This window comes from Parendozoicomonas sp. 209JJ7-1, assembly GCF_058147085.1.
This window is the reverse complement of record NZ_JBYVJU010000008.1, coordinates 13,562-34,306: the sequence shown is the minus strand read 5'-3', so window position 1 is coordinate 34,306 and position 20,745 is coordinate 13,562. Positions and strand designations below refer to the sequence as shown.

Annotated in this window: 19 protein-coding genes and 1 tRNA gene; 10 read left to right on the top strand and 10 right to left on the bottom strand. The window is 49.3% G+C overall.

What is annotated here, in order from left to right:
* Nucleotides 1-7 precede the first annotated feature (7 nt).
* The 5 genes from ACY2RQ_RS09555 to ACY2RQ_RS09535 all read right to left on the bottom strand — a co-directional run bounded on the left by ACY2RQ_RS09555 (nt 8) and on the right by ACY2RQ_RS09535 (nt 4,627).
* On the bottom strand, nt 8-748 hold the full coding sequence (locus ACY2RQ_RS09555) for a hypothetical protein (protein WP_490112739.1): 741 nt from the start codon (nt 746-748) through the stop codon (nt 8-10).
* Between the two features lie 132 nt (nt 749-880).
* A complete protein-coding gene (locus ACY2RQ_RS09550) occupies nt 881-1,624 on the bottom strand; it encodes a hypothetical protein (RefSeq protein ID WP_490112738.1) in 744 nt (247 codons plus the stop codon).
* A gap of 132 nt (nt 1,625-1,756) precedes the next feature.
* On the bottom strand, nt 1,757-2,428 hold the full coding sequence (locus tag ACY2RQ_RS09545) for a hypothetical protein (RefSeq protein WP_490112737.1): 672 nt from the start codon (nt 2,426-2,428) through the stop codon (nt 1,757-1,759).
* A 204-nt stretch (nt 2,429-2,632) separates the two neighbouring features.
* A complete protein-coding gene (locus tag ACY2RQ_RS09540) occupies nt 2,633-3,379 on the bottom strand; it encodes a hypothetical protein (RefSeq protein WP_490112736.1) in 747 nt (248 codons plus the stop codon).
* Nucleotides 3,380-4,147: 768 nt separating this feature from the next.
* On the bottom strand, nt 4,148-4,627 hold the full coding sequence (locus ACY2RQ_RS09535) for an RDD family protein (RefSeq protein WP_490112735.1): 480 nt from the start codon (nt 4,625-4,627) through the stop codon (nt 4,148-4,150).
* A gap of 143 nt (nt 4,628-4,770) precedes the next feature.
* On the opposite strand from ACY2RQ_RS09535, the gene ACY2RQ_RS09530 reads away from it, so the two are divergent.
* The 3 genes from ACY2RQ_RS09530 to pssA all read left to right on the top strand — a co-directional run bounded on the left by ACY2RQ_RS09530 (nt 4,771) and on the right by pssA (nt 8,122).
* Nucleotides 4,771-4,938: a rubredoxin gene (locus tag ACY2RQ_RS09530; protein WP_490112734.1), complete on the top strand. Its 168-nt coding sequence runs from the start codon at nt 4,771-4,773 to the stop codon at nt 4,936-4,938.
* Nucleotides 4,939-5,164: 226 nt separating this feature from the next.
* Nucleotides 5,165-6,415: an OprO/OprP family phosphate-selective porin gene (locus ACY2RQ_RS09525; protein ID WP_490112733.1), complete on the top strand. Its 1,251-nt coding sequence runs from the start codon at nt 5,165-5,167 to the stop codon at nt 6,413-6,415.
* Nucleotides 6,416-6,772: 357 nt separating this feature from the next.
* Nucleotides 6,773-8,122, top strand: coding sequence for a CDP-diacylglycerol--serine O-phosphatidyltransferase (pssA, locus tag ACY2RQ_RS09520; protein WP_490112732.1), 1,350 nt, complete (start codon nt 6,773-6,775; stop codon nt 8,120-8,122).
* Nucleotides 8,123-8,156: 34 nt separating this feature from the next.
* Here pssA and ACY2RQ_RS09515 read toward each other — a convergent pair whose 3' ends face one another.
* Nucleotides 8,157-9,539, bottom strand: a complete 1,383-nt coding sequence (locus ACY2RQ_RS09515) for a class II fumarate hydratase (protein ID WP_490112731.1) — start codon at nt 9,537-9,539, stop codon at nt 8,157-8,159.
* Nucleotides 9,496-10,449 carry a LysR substrate-binding domain-containing protein gene (locus ACY2RQ_RS09510; RefSeq protein WP_490112730.1) on the bottom strand — a complete coding sequence of 318 codons (954 nt, stop codon included), beginning with the start codon at nt 10,447-10,449 and terminating at the stop codon, nt 9,496-9,498. The genes ACY2RQ_RS09515 and ACY2RQ_RS09510 overlap by 44 nt, the downstream gene beginning before the upstream one ends.
* Nucleotides 10,450-10,677: 228 nt before the next feature.
* Between ACY2RQ_RS09510 and ACY2RQ_RS09505 the strand changes: the two genes are divergently transcribed.
* Nucleotides 10,678-11,451, top strand: a complete 774-nt coding sequence (locus ACY2RQ_RS09505) for a ferredoxin--NADP reductase (protein ID WP_490112729.1) — start codon at nt 10,678-10,680, stop codon at nt 11,449-11,451.
* Here ACY2RQ_RS09505 and ACY2RQ_RS09500 read toward each other — a convergent pair.
* The gene (locus ACY2RQ_RS09500) at nt 11,423-13,051 is read right to left on the bottom strand and encodes a hypothetical protein (RefSeq protein ID WP_490112728.1); all 1,629 of its coding nucleotides are present in this window, start codon (nt 13,049-13,051) and stop codon (nt 11,423-11,425) included. The genes ACY2RQ_RS09505 and ACY2RQ_RS09500 overlap by 29 nt on opposite strands.
* 554 nt (nt 13,052-13,605) lie before the next feature.
* On the opposite strand from ACY2RQ_RS09500, the gene ACY2RQ_RS09495 reads away from it, so the two are divergent.
* Nucleotides 13,606-14,301 (top strand): hypothetical protein, encoded by a 696-nt coding sequence (locus ACY2RQ_RS09495; protein WP_490112727.1) that lies wholly within the window; start codon nt 13,606-13,608, stop codon nt 14,299-14,301.
* A gap of 26 nt (nt 14,302-14,327) precedes the next feature.
* Here the strand turns inward: ACY2RQ_RS09495 and ACY2RQ_RS09490 are convergent, their stop codons facing one another.
* Both ACY2RQ_RS09490 and ACY2RQ_RS09485 read right to left on the bottom strand, forming a co-directional pair.
* Nucleotides 14,328-14,444, bottom strand: a complete 117-nt coding sequence (locus tag ACY2RQ_RS09490) for a YgjP-like metallopeptidase domain-containing protein (RefSeq protein WP_490112888.1) — start codon at nt 14,442-14,444, stop codon at nt 14,328-14,330.
* A 44-nt stretch (nt 14,445-14,488) separates the two neighbouring features.
* Nucleotides 14,489-14,575: transfer RNA gene (locus tag ACY2RQ_RS09485), tRNA-Leu, on the bottom strand.
* 101 nt (nt 14,576-14,676) lie between these two features.
* Between ACY2RQ_RS09485 and ACY2RQ_RS09480 the strand changes: the two genes are divergently transcribed.
* From ACY2RQ_RS09480 to secD, 5 genes are all read left to right on the top strand, one after another.
* Nucleotides 14,677-15,960, top strand: a complete 1,284-nt coding sequence (locus ACY2RQ_RS09480; protein WP_490112726.1) for a hypothetical protein — start codon at nt 14,677-14,679, stop codon at nt 15,958-15,960.
* Nucleotides 15,961-16,109: 149 nt separating this feature from the next.
* The gene (gene queA / locus ACY2RQ_RS09475; RefSeq protein WP_490112725.1) at nt 16,110-17,174 is read left to right on the top strand and encodes a tRNA preQ1(34) S-adenosylmethionine ribosyltransferase-isomerase QueA; all 1,065 of its coding nucleotides are present in this window, start codon (nt 16,110-16,112) and stop codon (nt 17,172-17,174) included.
* Nucleotides 17,175-17,251: 77 nt separating this feature from the next.
* Nucleotides 17,252-18,370, top strand: coding sequence for a tRNA guanosine(34) transglycosylase Tgt (tgt, locus tag ACY2RQ_RS09470; RefSeq protein ID WP_490112724.1), 1,119 nt, complete (start codon nt 17,252-17,254; stop codon nt 18,368-18,370).
* Between the two features lie 82 nt (nt 18,371-18,452).
* Entirely contained in the window at nt 18,453-18,791 is a 339-nt protein-coding gene (gene yajC / locus ACY2RQ_RS09465) for a preprotein translocase subunit YajC (protein WP_490112723.1), read from the top strand.
* 66 nt (nt 18,792-18,857) lie between these two features.
* Nucleotides 18,858-20,738: a protein translocase subunit SecD gene (gene secD, locus ACY2RQ_RS09460; protein ID WP_490112722.1), complete on the top strand. Its 1,881-nt coding sequence runs from the start codon at nt 18,858-18,860 to the stop codon at nt 20,736-20,738.
* Nucleotides 20,739-20,745 lie beyond the last annotated feature (7 nt).

Here is a 20,745-nt window from a genome sequence, read left to right as displayed (position 1 = left end):
TTATCGATTATTTCACGGAGCATTTCCATCGCGAAACTGGAGTTTCAGCAGGAAGAGTGGGAACCGGCTCAGGTTTTCCCACGTCATAAGTTCTGCTGATACCCTCTGGTACCTGAGGCATAATGCCCCGGACGAAAAAGTCTTCTACTGGCGTAGTAGTGATAACGTCATTGTTCTCGTCCCTAACAAGCAAACGTCTATGTCTGCGGGAGCCATGGAGTTTTATATCATACTTCCAGGTATTGAGTTTGAAGTCGGCCACACCCGTTGATGTCAGGCCTTCTATAAGGTGTTGGGCATTGAGGTCACCCTTGCAGCCAAGGTAGTCAATCTGTGAAACCTTGATATTGATACTGGCAAAAAACTCCCCGAGCTCTTTGCCAAACTCTTGCATGTTAACCCTGATTTTTAAACCATCTCCAATTTCCAGCACCGTCTTATTGTCTTGCCGGCTTCCATGATTCAGAATAATAACTCTTCCGTTAAAGCCTTGCAGGGGAGTCTCGGTCTCGTACCTCATGAAAGACAGAACGGCAGATGTCCGGTTAAATGACAACTGCGGTATGGGTTCTAACTGATAGGGAATAAGGTATTCTGGGTGCACCGCCAGCCAGTCGATATACCCTATCGTATTTTCATAAAGGCTCATGGTTGGAGATTTATCAAACAAGTATCTAGCGCTGGCACCTGTGCTTATCACCAGGGGCCTGCCTTCTGCCTGAACAGACCAGCCGCCCCAGGACCACATATATCTTCCGGCATAACATGCTGACGCTTGCAGCAAGATAATAAGATATGCAAGGCAGGTGGTCTTTACGGGAAAGGCAGTCATAAAGGCAGTTTCAAATTGCCGTGTACAGGAGAATAGGACAGATGTCGATTACTGCACGGAGCAGCCCCATCGCGAAGCTGGTGTTTCGGGAAGAATGGGAACCGGCCTAGGTTTTCCCACGTCATAAGTTATGCTGATCCCCCTTGGCACCTGAGGCATAATGCCCCGGACGAAAAAATCATCTAGCGGCACCTTGCCGATGATTTCGCCTCTCTCATTACCAATGGAAAAACCTTCATCTTCTTTTTCCTCTTCTACTGGTATATAGGTGTGATACCTCCAGGCATTGAGTCGGAAGTTTGTCATCCCTGTTGAAGTCAGGCCTTTAACAAGCTGTGGGGCGTTCGTGTCACCCATGCAGGCAAGGCAGTCAATCTGTGAAACCTTGATATTGATACTGGCAAAAAACTCTCCAAGCTCTTTGCCAAAGACTTGGGGGTTAACCTCTATGTGAAAATCTGTTCCGATTTCCAGCCCTATGGTGTTAGCTTTTTTGATGCCATGAATCAGAAGAATAACTCTTCCGTTAAAGCCTTGCAGGGGGATTTTGGTCTCGTACCTCATGAAAGACAGAGCGGCATATGTCCGGTTAAATGAAAGCTGCGGTCTGGGTTCTAACTGATAGGGAATAAGGTATTCCGGGTGCACCGCCAGCCAGTCGATATACCCTATCGTATTTTCATAAAGGCTCATGGTTGGAGATTTATCAAACAAGTATCTAGCGTTGGCACCTGTACTTATCAGTAGAGGCCTGCCTTCTGCCTGAACAGACCAGCCGCCCCAGGACCACATATATCTTCCGGCGTAACATGCTGATACATGCAGCAAGATAATAAGATATGCAAGGTAGACGGGCTTTACAGGCAAGGCAGTCATAAAGGCAGCTTCAAATTGTCGTATACAGAAAAATAGGACAGATGTCGATTACTGCACGGAGCAGCCCCATCGCGAAGCTGGTGTTTCGGGAAGAATGGGAACCGGCCTAGGTTTTCCCACGTCATAAGTTATGCTGATCCCCCTTGGCACCTGAGGCATAATGCCCCGGACGAAAAAATCATCTAGCGGCACCTTGCCGATGATTTCGCCTTTCTTATTATCAATGCAAAAACTTTTATTTTCTTCTGTCTCTGATTCTGGTATGTAAGTGCTGTACTTCCAGGCATTGAGTCTGAAGTCGGTCATACCCGTTGACGTCAGACCTTCAATAAGCTGTGGGGCTTTCATGTCACCCATGCAGGCAAGGCAGTCAAGCTGTGAAACTTTGATATTAATACTGGCAAAAAACTCTCCAAGTTCTTTGCCAAAGGCCTGGCTGTCAAACTCTATGTATAAACCTGTTTCGATTTCCAGTGCTAGGGTGTTAGCTTCATCGACGCCATGAGTCATAAGAATGACTCTTCCGTTAAAGCCTTGTAGGGGGATTTCGGTCTTGTATTTCATGAAAGACAGAGCGGCAGATGTCCGGTTAAATGACAGCTGCGGTCTGGGTTCTAAACGATAGGGAATAAGGTATTCCGGGTGCACCGCCAGCCAGTCGATATACCCTATCGTATTTTTGTAAAGGCTCATGGTTGGAGAGCCTTTAAATAAATGCATTGCGTGGGCACCTGTGCTTATCAGTAGAGGCCTGCCTTCTTCCTGAACAGACCAGCCGCCCCAGGACCACATATATCTTCCGGCGTAACATGCTGACGCATGCAGCAAGATAATAAGATATGCAAGACAGGTGGTCTTTACGGGGAAGGCAGTCATAAAGGCAGCTTCAAATTGCCATGTACAGGAGAATAGGACAGATGTCGATTATTGTACGGAGCAGCCCCATCGCGAAGCTGGTGTTTCGGGAAGAATGGGAACCGGCTTAGGTTTTCCCACGTCATAAGTTCTGCTGATACCCTCTGGTACCTTGGGCATAATGTCCCGGACGAAAAAGTCTACCAGCGGTATCTCGCCGACGATTTTTTTTTCTGCATCTCTAATGTTTAAACTTATATTTGTTTTAGTATCTACAGTTGGTATGGCTACGGCGTACTTCCAGGTATTGAGCCTGAAGTCGGTCATACCCGTTGACGTCAGGCCTTCTATAAGTTGCGGGGCATCCTTGTCAGATCTGCAGGCAAGGCAGTCAATCTGTGAAACTCTGATATTAAGACGGGCAAAAAACTCCCCAAGCTCTTTGCCAAAATCCCGCACGTTAATCTGGACAAATACATCTTTGCTGACTTTCATCTCTATCTTGCTCTCTATCGGGTTTAAATGGGATATAAATATGACCCTGCCGTTAAAGCCTTGCAGGGGTATATCGGTTTCGGACGTCATGAAAGACAGAGCGGCAGCTGACCGGTTAAATGAAATTTGTGGCCTGGGTTCTAACTGATGGGGAATAAGGTATTCCGGATGCACAGCCAGCCAATCGATATAGCCTATCCTGTTTTCGTAGAGTCTCATGGGTTGAACCTCCTGAAACAACCCCATAACCTGGACTCCTGTGCTGATCAGCAGAGGCCTGCCTTCTTCCTCCTCAACAGACCAGCCGCCCCAGGACCACATAAATCTTCCGGCATAACATGCTGACGCATGCAGCAAAATAATAAGATATGCAAGGTAGATGGGCTTTACAGGCAAGGCAGTCATAAAGGCAGTTTCAAGTTGCTGTGCACAGGAGAATAAGAGGAATAGACACGAAGAGAAGAGTAGCGCAGTACAGTTGTAATAAGAAAATGTATGGCTTTTCTGTTCCTTATTTCTGTTAAGTCTTTGCGTATCAGTATCTTCATTTTCCATATTGTAAATTTTTTTATTCAAACCTATAACTGTTTACCTCATCTGAACAAGATTGAGATATATCATGTATTACTCAAACGTTCTCTCCCTTCCGGTCAGGTTACTATTACGTAGTCGTGCATTTATTGTTCTCATCATTTTTTCCGGAACAGCTCTTGCCGAATACGATTGCTGGCTGGAGAAATCATGGGTTAAATACAATTGCTTCAATCCCCGGGATAACCACTTTGACACTCAATGTGCTCAGGATGCAGAAGATATATGTGCACAGATCAGAACCTATGGCAGCATTAACGTTAAAAACTGCTCAGTCTCACTTTTCTCCCGTGGACAAACCTGTAAAGGCTCCACTCAATGTGAAGCTCCGTGTAAAGGCGTTGGCGAGTATACATGTATGTGGACACCCGGGGATTGGGGGAATACTTTAAACTGCGGAACACCACCACACTAAACTTCTATGTCTGTTTAGCGGACATTTTAGCGGACATTGTTTAAGCAGCTGCGGTCATTCGCAGCTGCGTAACTTCAGTTATGTCAGGATTTGCTTTTGGGCAGCATTACGGTTTCTGTTTCCGAGTAACGGTCCTGCCAGGTTTTTTTATTCCGGTCTATCAGCATCCAGAAAACGCCTGCTCCGGCCAGCCCAATTGCGGGTATGGCAACCATAAACCGCAGGAGGCTCTGTGTCAGAGAAATTCTCTGTCCTGTTCTGCTGTTGCGCACCTGCAGTCGCCAGGCCTGCATACCCAGGGTCTGGCCGTTCTTCCCCCAGAAATGGGCAAAAAAGAAAAAGACGATAAATGTCAGCAGGGTGCTGAGCAAAGGGTTAAAGCCGGATGGGGCTTCATCAAGGCCCAGCAGCAGGTTATTGACAAGGCCATGGTAGAGTCCGCTGGTAATAACCAGAATGGCCGCTATCAGCAGGGTATCATAAACCATGGCCGCCAGACGGCGCCACAGGGGGGCTGGTAAAGCTTCATCGCTGGTGTGAAAGGGGGCTTTGTCCCGGGTCATTATCTGTATTCTGTTGTGAATATTCCAAGGCAGAGTTTACCGTTTCCATTCTTCTGAACAAGAACCTTTACAGGGAAAGGAACAGAGAAAGGAATTGGAGTAGACTGGGAATCTACAAATAATAATGAAGCCGGGTGGTCTGTATGAAGAAATGGCAATGTGTTGTATGTGGTTTTATTTATGACGAAGCTGAGGGCTGGCCTGACGACGGCATAGAGCCGGGCACCGCTTGGGAGGATGTGCCCGATGACTGGGAGTGCCCGGATTGTGGTGTCGGTAAAGACGAATTTGAAATGGTTGAAATTGGCTGAACTCCGTTTTTTCAGGCTGTTTATCATGACGACTGGTGACTGCCGGTCGTTGCAAAAGTCAGCGCCTTGTCAGTCTTTGTAAAGAAATTGAAATCTTAACCCCATAAAACCTTAATAAGTCATTAACCCGCCTGTCATCTGCCCCGTCCAAACTCTCTCCTCGAAGTTTGTCCCATAAAACACACAGCACACACAAAAAGAACGAAAGTTCGCAAGGAGTGGGTTAATGAAGCGTACAGCTGTTTCTCTGGCCGTTGCGGCCGCCATGGGTATGGCCTCTGCTGCCAACGCCGGCGTTGTTAAAACTGAAGGTGAAGACATTATTATCAGCACCAAAAAAGGTGGTTTCCAGGCCAGGACTGCCAGCGGTGACTTCTCTTTCAAGATCAGCGGTAAGCTGCAGTGGGATTATGCTGCTTTTAATGATTTGTATAACGATGGTAACGAAGGTAAGGATGCTACCAAGGGTTACATCCGTCGTGCTGAGTTGAAAATCAGTGGTAAGGCTTATAAGGATTTTGGTTATGGACTGAAGTTGAAGCTGGGCACTGACAAAAACAAGCTCTCTAATGCTTATATTGACTATTTTGGCTTTGAGCCAGTTGAAATTCGTGTTGGTAAGTGGGGCCGGGATTATGGCCTGGAGAACACCACCAGTTCTTCCTGGATTATGGGTATTGAGCGCCCTTTCATTTATGACGTAATGCGTGGCGATGAAACCAATGAATATGGTATTCAGGCCGCCGTTTATGAGAAGCAATACACTGTTGCTTTTGGTCTGCACCATGATAAAGGCATGACAGACGCCAAGAACAGCAGTGATGAAACTTGGGGTTATACGCTGCGTGCCACTGCAGCTCCTATCATGGAAGATGACATGCTGGTTCATGTTGGCTTCAACTATCACAACAGCAACCCTGATAAGAAGTCTACCGGTAACAATGACTCTTCCTTTAGTGTGAAGAAGGCCGAAAAATTCGAGCTGTTCAATAGCTTCGAAGCCAGTAATGATAACGAAATCGTTCTGGAAGGTGCTGCCCAGTTTGAATCCCTGCAGGTTCAGGGTGAGTACTTTATGCGTAAAATTGACCAAAAGAATGGTGCTGACAAGGCGGATGTGAAGCTGAATGGTTATTATGGCCAGGTTTCCTACATGCTGGACGGCGGCAAGCGCTCCTATAAGAAAGGTGCATTTGGTAAGCCCAAGGGCGGCCAGTGGGAAGTGTTCGCTCGCATGAGCCACCTGAATGTTGATGCCAAGAACACTGCATCTGTCAGCACCAAGGCCGGCAAGGATGTTAAAGTGAATACTTGGACTCTGGGTGTTAACTACTTCCCCACCAAGAATGTTCGTGCCAGCCTCAATTATGTTCATGGCAACACCAAGAATCTGGTAAGCGGTAACTTCTCTGGTACTACCAAGAAGCGTTCTGAAGATGGAAGAGCTATCGTAGGTCGTCTCCAGTACGTTTTCTAAGCAAGCCTGCTAAGGCATAGCACTAAGTCATAGTTCTGAGGCATAGTTCTGAGGCATAGTTCTAAGGCATAGCTCCAGGAAAACCACTCCCCTCCCCAGGAGTGGTTTTTTTTATGCGCTTTTTCCGTTACAGAATTCCATGAAGTGTTTCATGAAGTATTAGGCCATGAAGTATTAGGCTACCAAAAATCTGCGCAGGCCGCGGATTTTTGGTAGAGTGCGATGTTTCGATTTCTCATGCCAACCCCCTGGCTGTAGTGGGCGCTGTTGTGTCGCCTGTAAAGCGTACGGTTACAGGTTTTCGGCTAAGCGTGGAGCACTGTATCCGGGGTGGCGTGGCCTTATTCAGGCAGAAATATGTTTGCACCAGAGTATTATCGGGAGAGACTGAACAGCCTGCCTCAGGTTGCGGTTGATACCGGTGATTATTGTATTATCAAAACCACCCGGGGGTTTAAGGAGCGGCTGCTGGAACTCATCCAGGCGGCGTCCCGGCGTATTTACATGACCACTCTGTATCTGGAAGCAGACGGTGCCGGGGAAGAGGTTCTGCGGTCACTGCTTGAGGCGAAACAGCGCAATCCAGAGCTGGATATCCAGCTCTTTGTGGATTTCCATCGTGCCCAGCGTGGTCGAATTGGTGAACAGGCCGCCCAGACCAACAGGGATTTTTACCAGCGCCTGAACGGAGAGTATAAGTATCCCGTGGGTATTCATGGGGTGCCGGTAAAAACCCGGGAAGTTTTCGGAGTTTTGCACCTGAAAGGGTTTGTGTTTGACGACACGGTTCTCTATTCCGGTGCCAGTATCAATGATGTCTACCTGCATCAGGAACAGCGTTACCGCTACGACCGTTACCATGAGATTTACAGCCCTGAGCTTGGTAACAGCTTTGTAGAGTTTATGAATGGCTATCTGCGGGCCAGTTCAGCGGTTCAGGATCTGAGCGAAGAGGAGATAACCGGAAGAAAACAGCTTCGGCAGGAGATACGCCGGTTTCGCCGGGTTATGCGGAAAGCTAATTACCGTTTTTCGCCTGATCTTGTTGGCGAAAACCAGCTGGGGCTTACGCCGGTCTGTGGTATTGGCCCAAGGGGTAATCGCCTTAACCGTGTGATCCGTGATCTTGTTCGCTCCACAGATAACGAGCTGTTTATCTGTACGCCTTACTTTAATCTTCCGAAAACCATCTCCCGGGATATTAACCAGTTACTGCGCAGAGGGGTGAAGATCACCATAGTTGTGGGTGATAAAACGGCGAATGACTTTTATATTCCACCGGATGAGCCTTTCTCCACCATTGGTGGCTTGCCTTATCTGTATGAGCATAACCTGCGGTCTTTTGCCCGCAAGCACCAGAAGGAAATCAATTCCGGACAGTTGAACATTATGCTCTGGAAAGACCAGAACAACAGTTACCACCTGAAAGGCTTGTATGTGGATGGGCAAAGGGCGCTGATTACCGGCAGCAATCTGAATCCCAGGGCCTGGGGGCTGGATCTTGAAAATGGGATTCTGGTTCAGGACTGCCAGCGCCTTATTGGTGATGAACTGGATAGCGAGCGTGACCTGATACTTGGCAATGCCCAGCGTATTGAGCATTACCGGCAGCTGGAAAAGCTGAGGGACTATCCGGCAGATGTGCAGAAGTTACTGGGGCGTATCCGGCGTTTAAAGGCCCATGTGCTGATCAAGAAGATTATCTGACCCTTTTTGTTTATGGGCTGTTTTATGGGCAGCTCTATGGACTGCTGTCTCCGGTCAGTCTGGCCGGATTCAATAGCTTCTCCAGCTCTTTGCGGGAAATATCCGTTCTCTCCTCTGCCACATCTATAACAGGCCGGCCTTCCCGGTAGGCCTGTTTGGCGATGTCTGCCGCTCTCTGATAACCGATAATCGGGTTCAGGGCTGTGGCCAGAATGGGATTACGGGCCAGGTTTTTTTCAATCTGCTGTTCTTTTACGATAAAACCTGCGATGGCTTTATCCGCCAGCAGACGGCATGTGTTGCTTAGCAGGGAGATGCTTTGCAGAAGGTTACTGGCAATTACAGGCAGCATAACATTCAGTTCAAAGTTGCCAGCCTGTCCGCCGATGCTGATGGTGGTATCATTGCCTGTCACCTGGGCTGCAACCATGGCCGCAGACTCTGGAATCACAGGGTTCACCTTACCGGGCATTATGGATGACCCTGGTTGCAAAGCTTCAAGTTCTATTTCTCCAAAGCCTGCCAGAGGGCCAGAATTCATAAGGCGCAGGTCATTGGCGATCTTCATAATGGTGACAGCAAGGGTTTTCAATTGCCCGGAGAGAGCGACGGCTGTGTCCTGTGAACTGATCAGGGGAAAAAAGTTATCAGCCGGCGCAAATATTATTCCGGTGTCGTGGGAAAGCTTTTTACAGAACAGGACTGCAAAGTCAGGATGGGCATTTATGCCTGTACCTACGGCGGTTCCTCCCTGGGCAAGGATTTGGACCCTGTTCTGCATCTGCGCAAGCAAAGACTTGTTCTGCTCCAGCTGTGCGGCCCAGCCTTCAAGAACCTGACTGAAGCGTACAGGCATGGCATCCATCAGGTGTGTGCGACCGGTTTTTACATATTGTTCTGTCTGGCTGGCTTTGGTTTTTATTGTGGTGATCTGGTGTTTAATAGCCGGCAGCAGTTTTCTATGGAGTTCCAGAGCCGCGCTGACATGAATGGCTGAAGGAATAACATCATTACTGCTCTGGCCCCGGTTGACATGGTCATTGGGGTGTATGGCGGGCCCGGACGCCTGGCTGGCGATATGGGCTATCACCTCGTTGGCATTCATATTGGTGCTGGTGCCTGAACCGGTCTGGAAGATATCCACAGGAAAGTGAGCCATCAATCCCGGATCTTTCAGCAGCGTCTGGCAGGCTGTGGTTATGGCTTTTCCGTGTTCTGGGGATATTTCCCCGAGATCACTGTTGGCCTGGGCCGCCGCGTTTTTTATCTGGATAAGCGCCCGAATAAACGCCTCGGGCATGGTTTGGCCGCTGACCGGAAAATTATTAATCGCCCTCTGTGTCTGTACGCCATAGAGGGCGTTGGCGGGAACTTCAATTTTCCCCAGACTGTCGGACTCGGTGCGCATGTTTCTCATGCTGGCTCCTTGTGGATTCCGGCCATTGATAACAAAGCTTTAACCAGCTTTGAATATAGCGGGTCTGGTACTTCTGCCGGTGGAGAATCACATAAAAGTATCGGTTTAAATTACGGTGATTCACGGGCAGGTGAACCAGGTTGCCGGAAGCGAACTCCCGGTTTAATGAGATGTGGGACAGGCAGCCAATACCCAGCCCGGCACCAACGGCCCGGCGTATGGCTTCTGGCTGCTGAAGTTCAAGGGCTATCTGCATATCAGGCAGAAGGCCATGCATGGCCCGGTCAAAGGTTTGCCGTGTGCCTGAGCCTGGCTCCCGGAGAATCCATGGTGATGAGAGCAGGTCTGAATCTGTCAGGCTGTTTTTTTTGGCAAGTGGATGACTGGGGGCACAGAACACAGCTAGTTTATCCTGATGCCAGGGCCTGATATCCAGGTCGGGGTGTTGCAGTTCACCTTCGATCAGGCCCAGATCAAGATCAAAGTTACAGACCTGGCGAACAATCTCAGCGGTATTGGCAATCTCCAGGGAGAGGATTCCATGTTCACGGGCTTTGGGGTGCAGTTCCAGAAAGCGAACCATAATCTCGGTGGCCAGATAGTTTCCGATGGTCAGGGTCGCGCCGACACGGAGGCTGCCTACATTACTCTGGTGCTGAAGGGCGGACTCCAGTTCCCGGGCCTGGGCCAGCAGGGCTTCAGCTCTCGGGCGTACCCAGCGTCCCATTTCGCTCAGGCGCAGGCGTTTACCGATCCGTTCAAACAGTTCGATGGAAAACTGCTTTTCCAGTTCTTTCAGGGCACCACTGGCGGCGGACTGGGACATAGAAAGTTGTTCGGCAGCGCGGGAGATATTCTCGGTATGGGCAGTAACCAGAAAGACTTCCAGCTGACGGAATGTATAGTTCATTATCGAGTAAACCGATTAATCATATTTATAAAATCCGATTTACCGATATTGTAAGAGTGGATAACCTGTACAGCAACACTGCCTGGCCTGACCAGTTGCTGATCTGTTGCTCCGGCAGGTAAACATGTTTTTCTGAACCTGTTTAAAAATAAGAAGTAAAACCGTCGGATAAAGTTTTAATAACTGACTGGCATCAGTTTATAACACGATAAAAACCGGATACTGATAATGAGTTCATTACGTACAGAGCGGGTCACAGGGGTTCATCACTGGAACGATACCCTGTTTAGTTTCACCACAACCCGTGACTCTGGCTTTAAATTCAAGAATGGTCATTTCGTGATGATCGGCCTGGAGGTGGAGGGGCGTCCTCTGCTGCGGGCTTACAGTATCGCCAGTGCTAACTACGAGGAAGAACTTGAGTTCTTCAGTATCAAAGTGCCTGACGGCCCGCTCACCTCACGCCTGCAGAATATCCGGGAAGGTGATGAAATCTTTGTCAGCAATAAACCTACGGGAACCCTCGTTCTTGATAATCTTTTACCGGGCAGAAATCTTTATCTGATCAGTACCGGAACCGGGCTGGCGCCGTTTATCAGCATTATCAAAGACCCGGAAACCTATGAACAGTACGACAAAGTTATCCTGACCCACGGAGTGCGCTATATCTCTGAGCTGGCTTATCAGCAGATGATCAAGGATGAACTGCCGATTAATGAATATTTTGGTGATGACATTAAAGAGAAATTAATTTATTACCCGACAGTCACCCGTGAAGAATTTGTTAACCAGGGGCGTCTTACCGATCTGATGGAAAATGGGAAACTGATGCAGGATATTGGCTTGCCGGAGTTCAGCCTTGAGCAGGACCGCTTTATGATCTGTGGCAGCCCTGCCATGCTTAAGGACACCTGCGCAATTCTTGATGCCCGTGGCTTTGAAGAAGCCCGCCATGGCAATGCCGGGCACTATGTTATTGAGCGGGCTTTTGTGGAGAAGTAGTACTCCTGGCTGATGCGCCGGGGGCTTTTGAATAGCTGCCGGCACGTTCGGGAAAACAGCAGGGAAGCTCCAGAAGTTTTGCGATTCTTGCTATTTCACCTGTTCTCCTGAGATCTCCCTGAACATGGTAAAACTTCCAGAGTGCTTCAAGGCAAAGGGTTTGTTTTCTCTGGTTAGTATCGTCGTTGCCTCGTGATGGTTTTTGACCAGATTTGTGCTGTTTCTCCCTGGGTTGCTTTGGCAGGAGTGCTTTTGCAAAGCAGGGAGAAGAGCCTGTGGTGAGGAGGCAGATATGCTCGCCAAATATATGGCTCAATTCCTGCATCGCTTCTTTTTCCCGGTTTTGCCCCAGCAGAGCAATAACAAGGGATATTTTCTCTTCTGTGCCATAGCCTTTATGGTGCCTGTTCATGGTTCGCAGAGTGGTCTCTAAATCTGAATAGCACTGGTATGTCAGGAAGACTTTTGTCTTGAAAGGCAGAAAGCGAGAAGTGTCAGGCATTGTTCGGGCGCAGGCCAGAGAAAGCGTTTTCACTCTTTCCTGGTCGTTCGGGTTAGATATTTTCATAAGGGCTGAACAGATCTGGGCCTGAGCCTTAAGGATTGTATCAGCGACTATTTGAGGGAGCAGAGGAGACTTACTCAGTAAAGACTGATTGTTTTCTGCCTGTTCAAGGGAGATGACCTGGTCACCTTTTAATTCTTCTAAAATCGCTATCCATTGGTGTCTTTTTTCGGGAGTAAGAAGCTGGAACCAGTTAAGCCATTCATCATAGAGTCGCTTCATAACTATGGCGAAATTATACTCTGGTAGTGAACGCCATAACCGCATGGCTGCCACGTAATTGTAATGGAAATGTTCGGGATTAACTTTTTCTGGGTGCTTTATAATTGTGTACAGATAATCCTTGACAGCTATTGCGCATGTAGAAGAAGTTATGCCCATCATTTTCACTTTGTAGAAATTAAAGACCTGATAAACAGGCATATAATATTTTTCGTTGAGTTTCGGGCATTGAAAGTTTTTGGTGGCATTATTTGGGCATTGCAGGCTATCCAGAAGCAGAACTGGTTCAGGGTGGCGTATGGGTTGATCAAACATGGGCCAGGTAACCTCATTCTCCAGAAGTGAGGCGACCCGCTGTAACATATCCTGAGACAGGTGGGATTTTTTCAAATCGTCGTAGAGTTCCTGCAGTGATTTCGGCAGATGGTCAGGGTTGAAGAAGCCAAGGTCATGGTACAGGCGAATAGCCAGGGTCAAGTGATCATGATTTAGATAGGGTTGGGGTGTGCAGATTGTGTGAGCAAGGCGGTCACGGGCTTCATCTCGAAAACCGAGGGGGAGTAGGTGAAACTGAATAAGAGCGAGTTCTTCGGACAATGTGATGGGCTGACGCAGTAGGGCTTTAGAGATGCCCTGACAGTTTAGTACGGTTTTTCTCTGCTGGTGGTTCAGTTTTATGTTTGTGGACAGGATTGTACGCGTGTCCTTAAGCATGACCCAGGCCAGCTCAGGTGTGAGCGGATTGGGGTTTTTCAGCCAGTTTGCCAGCTCATCCAGAAGACGCTCTACTGATGTGTGATTTATTGAACGCATATGTAGCGCAGCGGGGCAAAAGCCGGGCGGAGGGAATGGTGAAGCCACTTGGAGAAACGTTTCCTCAGGAACAAATGGCCGTATAAACTGCCCCGGAGTGCGCTGACCTGGAGTGTGCTGACCTGGAAAAGGTACCTGTGACCGGTGATGTAAATCAGATGGGGCGGGCGTAAGCCTCCCGTAGCGTCCATGCTCCACAATAAATTATCCCTGATGACTGAAGTTGCTGGTGTATTTAGAGTTGTGCCAGAGAGAAAAATTCTGGGGCTGGTTAGTTATAGTGACAGTTTTGTCCGTAGTTATAACAGCCAGGCGTGTCTGAAGAAGAATCCTATTGTGAGTTGTGAGTCGGCCGTACGCCCCGGTACGGCACTTCTTCGCCAAACACCATGGAGTCACAAGCCCCGGCGCGATCTTCGGGGCCATTTATGAAATATCCGGGTTAGCCTTGAAAATTATTTTCTCACTCCTCCTTTATACCACGGAGCCAGTATTCTGGAAGCTGTACCAATGTGTATTCAACTTGAATTGAGTTACTTATTTCTGGGTACTTAATGGCGCATTCAGGTACGCCGAAAGTGCTACTTGGGTTTTCTTGTTGTGTGCTCATTCATAGGCTAATAATTAAATTTAAATACTATTGGAATATTGCTATGGATAGAAAAATAGACTTAGGAAAGAGTTCACAGGTGCACTTACCCACTCAATCTGATGATGGAAATCCGGATGAAACCATTGAAGGATCAGTGAATGGCAGAAGTGTAAGCTCTGATAGTTCCAGCAAGTCAATTTTAAAAAAGAGTGACAAAGAGCAATCATCTTTATTAAGAGATAGAAAAGTTACTTTTTCAGATGATGTTCAGATAATTCCAGATGATATAAGCAGTGAGGATGAAATAGATGGTGAAATAATTCAAAAAGAGAAATTGTCTGATAGTGACTATTTGCGTTCGCTGAATGAAGTTATTAATCATCTTTGTCTCTTTCATCAGGTGCCTAATTTTCGGGCACTACTAAACAAAAATGACCCGGGTGGAAAAAATGCAGATCTTGTTTTTGAATCTATTTCAGAGAGGATGGATGAAAAACATCCCGATATGCCAGATTCAATTGCTGATAAATTGATTAGAAAATTGACTGTAGATATTAACCTTCTTGGATTTACTGTAACTCCCACCGATGATGAGGCTTCCACCAATAATGAGGCTTCCACCGATGATGAGGCCCCTCCTGATGATATAGAAGGTTGATTGGCTGAAATCCTCAAACATGGGATCTATTTGTTAAGGTATAATTCAGCCATCCCATCCAACCGGTTCTTCACTTTCCTCCAGTGGGGCATAACCTGAGTGAGCAATCGCCAGAAGCAGTCGCTGTGGTTGTGCTCAGCAATATGGGGTTTAAGTCACATACTAACACGCTGGGCCTTGCTATCTCTGGTACCGGTGGTCGGACTCGAACCGACACGCCCGTGAAGGCAACGGATTTTGAATCCGTCATGTCTACCAATTCCATCACACCGGCATTCTGAGCGGGGCGAAGTATAACATTTGCGAATAAGCATGCAAGATCATTCCTGTTCGGTCGATATGAACAGCAATTATTTTGCTTACAGGGTGCTTAGAATGGAACCTCCTGCCCGAAGACCTTCTGACGTGTCGGTCCCTCAGCATCCTGCATCGCCGGATGAGTCCGTGGCCAGTGGGGACGAATCCATAGCCGACTCTCAGTCAGCTTTCCAGCGTCCGGTTCGAACTCATACTGATCCTGAATCCAGGGTTGCCCGGCAAAGTTCAGTTTCCTCAACAGATTCTGAGGGAGAAGAGAGGAGTAGCAATACCAGCGGCCGCTCCCGAAGCGTGCATGAACGGCAGGTTCAGTCGGTTCAGAGTGACCCTTCCTACCAGATAAGCAAGAAGGCAAAGGCCGAGAATCAGAGAGTCATAAATAAGTCTCTGGTCCAGCGTCAGGAGCTTATTGAGCAGCAGAGAGATAACCTTGCCCAGGAGTGGATGCGGGCGAGGTTGCCGCTGTTTATCAAGGCGATGGAGGATCCTGTATTTGCTGAAGAAGCAGGCTTGAAAATTAAAGCCGAGCTTGAAGGGGTAGAGATTCAGCTTGTGCCCATGGAGTACAGTCCGGCGGTCGACAAGGCCCGGCAGGATGCCATGAGAGATTTCGTACTGACATCCATGAGAAATATGGAGGAAGGGCAGACCCTTAAAACAAATAAAGAATTGAAAAGCGAAATCAAGGCTTTTAAAAAACAGTTAAAGAGGTTGGATAAGACCCTGGAAAAGCTGGAAGTCAGGGTTTTCAAGGATGTTGAAAATCAGATGCTGCAGAAGACAAAGGTTGTTCTGAGCCTGGCACAGGGAAATGCCCGGGTTTATGGCGAGCCTGACTATGAGTTAAAGGAACCAGCCGGACCTGATACTTCCCGGCATAACAGGCTTGCCCGTGGGGAAAGCCAGGAAGAGACAGAAGACGTTGAAGAAAGTGAGATCCCCGGTTTGAGGACTCGCAGCGTCAGTGAGATTTCAGAACCTGAACCTATGGAAGGCTATGAGGGTGATGGCGAAGAGGATGAGAGTGATGACACCCAGAGTGAGTCAGGGGATACCATAGCCAGCTATGCCAGTAGCCTGAGTGGAGCACCATCATTTACTGGGCCAACAACGGAACCATTGACGGACTCCATGATTCCAAGACCGGAACCGCCACCCTCTCTTCAAGACAGCATAAGCAATAGGCGTAGTGACAGTCTGACTGGCGCTCCGCTTTATACCGGGCCGGAGGAGAAACCATTAAGTCGTTCTCAGCTTCATATAGCGGAAGCGCCACCTGCGGAGGATGAAGAACAGCCTCCGCCTCCGCCCCCGCCGCCGCCATTGCCGGGTAAGAATTGATGGAGCTTTGTTCCTTAAACTGTATTTCTATAAAACTGCGGAATTCACGCCGCAGTTTTCTTCTTTTTTTCCTCCTTATGTAGCCTGACTTTTTGCGCCGCTTTCGGTATGCTTCCCGCCCTTTTTATGTGGCGAGGTTTTAGCGGTTTATGCGTGTCAGTGATTTCCATTTTGATCTGCCCGATGAGCTGATTGCCCGCTACCCGATGCCTGAGCGCAGTGCCAGCCGCCTGCTGGTTCTGGACAGCGAAACCGGCAAACCGGTTCATAAAACCTTTCGGGAGATCGTTGACTGTCTGGAACCGGGTGATCTGCTGGTTCTGAACGATACCCGGGTGATTCCTGCCCGCCTGTTCGGTCAGAAAGAGAGCGGTGGCAAGGTTGAAATTCTTGTTGAACGTGTTCTGGATGAACATCAGGTACTGGCTCATGTCCGTTCCAGTAAGTCCCCCAGGCCGGGAACCCGCCTGATGTTTGAAGGTGGCCTGGAAGCTGAGATGGTTGAGCGCCGGGACGCCCTGTTTATGCTGCGTTTTTCTGGAAATGATTCCGTGATTCGCCTGCTGGAAAAGCACGGCCATATGCCTCTGCCGCCTTATATCACCCGGGAAGATGAAGTGGCGGACCGGGAACGTTATCAGACTGTTTACGGCAGTAAGAAAGGCGCTGTAGCTGCTCCAACGGCTGGCCTTCACTTTGATGATGCTTTGTTTGCAGCGCTGGAAGAGAAGGGCGTTGAGAAAACCTTTGTCACTTTGCACGTAGGAGCCGGAACATTCCAGCCGGTGCGGGTTGAGAAGATTGAAGACCACCATATGCACTCAGAATACCTGGAAGTGTCTGAGCAGGTGGTGGATGCGGTGAAGCGCACCCGGGAACGGGGTGGGCGGGTTGTTGCCGTTGGCACAACATCGGTTCGCAGTCTGGAAACAGCGGCCCGTGATGGCGAATTAAAGCCTTTTACCGGGGAAACGGATATTTTTATTTTTCCCGGATACCAGTATCAGGTTGTGGATGGATTGATTACCAATTTCCATCTGCCTGAATCCACATTGTTAATGCTGGTGTCTGCGTTCGCCGGTTATCAGAATGTTATGAACGCCTACCGGGAAGCTATAGACGAGCGTTATCGTTTTTACAGTTATGGTGATGCCATGTTTCTGACCCGGGCCTCATCCCAAAACAGCGCGCCAGTGGAAGAGAGCGGGGAGTAACAGGATTTCCTCCAGCAAGCCATTCAGCGATTTACATTAAATATTCAGGAGATTGTGCCATGCGCCAGGAATGCTTTATGTCATTCGAAAAACTGGGTGAAGATGACCTGGCCCGTCGGGGGCGGGTAACTTTCCCCCGGGGAACCATCGAAACACCCTGTTTTATGCCCGTCGGCACCTATGGCACGGTCAAGGGCATGCTGCCCCGGGATATTCATGAAACTGGTGCGGAGATTATCCTGGGCAACACCTTTCACCTGATGCTGCGCCCCGGCACAGAAGTGATTAAGGAGCATGGCACCCTTCATGATTTTAATGGCTGGAATAAACCCATCCTGACGGACTCCGGCGGCTTTCAGGTGTTCAGTCTGGGAGATATGCGCAAAATCACCGAAGAAGGCGTGGCTTTCCGCTCTCCGGTGGATGGTTCAAAAGTGTTTATGTCCCCGGAATCCTCCATGCAGGTACAGCGTGATCTGGGTTCCGATATTGTCATGATTTTCGATGAGTGCACTCCTGGTGATGCCGATGAAGAGCGTGCCCGTACCTCTATGGAAATGTCTCTGCGCTGGGCCAGGCGCAGCCGGGAAGCCCATGGTGACAGCCAGTCCGCCCTGTTCGGTATTATCCAGGGGGGGATGTTTGAAGATCAGCGTGCCCGTTCCCTGGATGGACTGCTGGAGATCGGCTTTGATGGCTACGCTATTGGGGGCTTGTCTGTAGGGGAATCCAAGGAGGATATGTACCGGATTCTGTCACATACGCCCCGTAGAATACCGGAAGAGTACCCCCGCTACCTGATGGGTGTGGGCACGCCGGAAGATATTGTGGAAGCGGTTCGCCGTGGCGTGGATATGTTTGACTGTGTAATGCCTACGCGAAATGCCCGTAATGGTCATCTGTTTACGGCGCAGGGGACCATAAAAATACGTAATGCTGTTCACCGCCATGCAGAAGAACCCCTTGAATACGGATGTGACTGCTACACTTGCCGCAATTTCACACGGGCGTACCTTCATCACCTTGATAAATGTAACGAGATGCTGGGGTCTATGCTCAATACCATTCATAACCTGCGTTATTATCAACGGTTAATGGCTGGATTGCGGCAAAGTATTGAACAGGGTACATTGAGCCTCTTTGTTAAAGAGTTCTATGAAGCCCGGGGGCAGGTGCCCACGGAGCTGAATATTTAATGAAGCATGAAGGCCGGCCGCATTTAAGCCGGCCTTTTAATGGCTCTCGATTTAAAAGACTGTCTCAACGAGGAGTATGGATATGGGCTTGATCAGTCAGGCTTTCGCTGCCCCCGAAGCCGCTGCCAGTGCGGCCGGACCCGGCATGGTTGGCCAGCTGTTAATGCTGGGTGGTTTTGTATTGATTTTCTGGCTGCTGATCTGGCGCCCCCAGAGCAAGCGTGCGAAGGATCACAAAAAACTGCTGGAAAGCATTGGTAAGGGTGATGAGGTGGTAACCACTGGTGGTATCGTCGGTAAGGTTGTTGGCGTGGCTGACGACTTTGTTACTCTGCAGGTTAGCACCAATGTTGAACTTAAGTTCCAGAAAAGCGCTGTTGCCGCGACTCTGCCCAAGGGCACGATGAAGGCTATTAATTGAACAGGATTGCAAATGACCTGTCTGTCTGACAGGTCATTCTGTTTTTGAAAGGAACCCGAGGGTCCCATGAACCGATACCCCTTGTGGAAGTACCTCACAATTTTTCTGCTTGTGGCTATAGGCGCTTTTTACGCCTTGCCCAATCTTTATCCGGATGATCCCGCGATTCAGATTTCCGGCTCCAGCTCATCCCTGCGAATTGGTGAACCTCTTCTGCAGAAAGCTGTGAAGGAACTGGATGCGGCAGGTATTGCCGTAAAATCCGCAGAAGTCAGTCCTAAGGGCAATTCCGCTCTTATCAGGCTGACTGACAATGAAGATCAGCTGCCAGCCAAGGCCGCGATCAAGAATCTTCTTGGCCATGACTATGTGGTCGCTCTCAACCTGGCCCCGACAACTCCGGAATGGCTCATGTCCATGGGCGCGACTCCCATGAAGCTGGGTCTTGACCTTTCCGGTGGTGTGCACTTCCTGCTGGAAGTTGACAGCCAGAAAGCTGTTGAGACCCGTATGGATGTATACGCCGGCGAAATGCGCACCCTGCTGCGTAAAGAGCGCCTGCGCTATCGTACGGTCAAAAGCAACGATCCCCTGCGCCATGAACTGGCTTTCAATGATGAAGCCACCCGCGATAAGGCCCGCCGGGTTATTGCCAAAGAATTTCCGGATCTGAGCGTGGAAGCCAGTGAAGATGACAATAGTCGTTTTCTGGTTGATGTTCGTATGACCGAACAGCAGGTCCGTAACCTTGAAGATTATGCCGTTAAGCAGAACCTGACCACGGTTCGCAATCGTGTGAATGAGCTGGGTGTGGCTGAACCCCTGGTTCAGCGCCAGGGTCGAAAACACATTGTTGTTGAACTGCCCGGTGTTCAGGATACCGCTGAAGCCAAGCGTATTCTCGGCAAGACCGCTAACCTGGAGTTCCGACTGGCGGCCAATTACGATGCCGCTCCCGGTACCTACGAAACCTTTGAGTTCCGTTCCGGCAATGGTCGTACGGCCAATCTGGAGAAAGATATCATCCTGACCGGTGATCAGGTTGCCAACGCCCGCTCCAATGTTGATCCCCAGACAGGTGGTCCTGAAGTCAATATCAGCCTGGATAACCGTGGTGGTGAACTGATGGCCCGTGCCACCAAAACCAGCGTTGGTCGTGGCATGGCAGTACTGTTTATCGAACAGAAGTTTGTTGGTAACCGTAAGGAAATGCGCACAGTGGATGGTGTGAAGACGGAAGTCTCCGTACCCATCTATCGTGAAGACAAACGCATTATCAGTCTTGCGACTATCCAGAGCGTTCTGGGCAGCAGTTTTCGGATTACCGGCCTGGATTCCCGGGCTGAATCGTCTGAACTGGCCCTGCTGCTCCGTGCCGGCTCCCTGGCCGCGCCCATGCACTTCGTGGAAGAGCGGACGGTTGGCCCGAGCCTGGGTAAGGAAAATATCCGTATGGGCATTAATTCCACCCTGGTGGGGCTTGGCCTGATTGTTCTGTTCATGCTGGTTGTTTACCGGTTCTTCGGTCTGGTGGCGAATATCGCCCTGGCGCTGAACCTGGTGATCCTGATGGGCATGATGTCCATTCTCGGAGCGACTCTGACCATGCCGGGTATTGCCGGTATCGTCCTGACCCTGGGTATGGCGGTGGATGCCAACGTACTGATTTTCTCCCGTATTCGCGAAGAAATTAAACAGGGCATGTCTCCCCAGAAGGCGATTGCCGAAGGTTTCGACCGGGCCTTTGTGTCTATCTTCGACGCCAATATCACCACCCTGATCGTGGGTGTGATTCTGTACGCCATTGGTACCGGGCCGGTGAAAGGCTTCGCCGTGACACTGTCCCTGGGTATCCTGACGTCCATGTTTACCGCCGTCCTGGTGAGCCGCGCTATCGTCAATATGACGTACGGTCGTCGTCGCCAGCTGAAAACGCTGTCTATCTAGGAGGGGG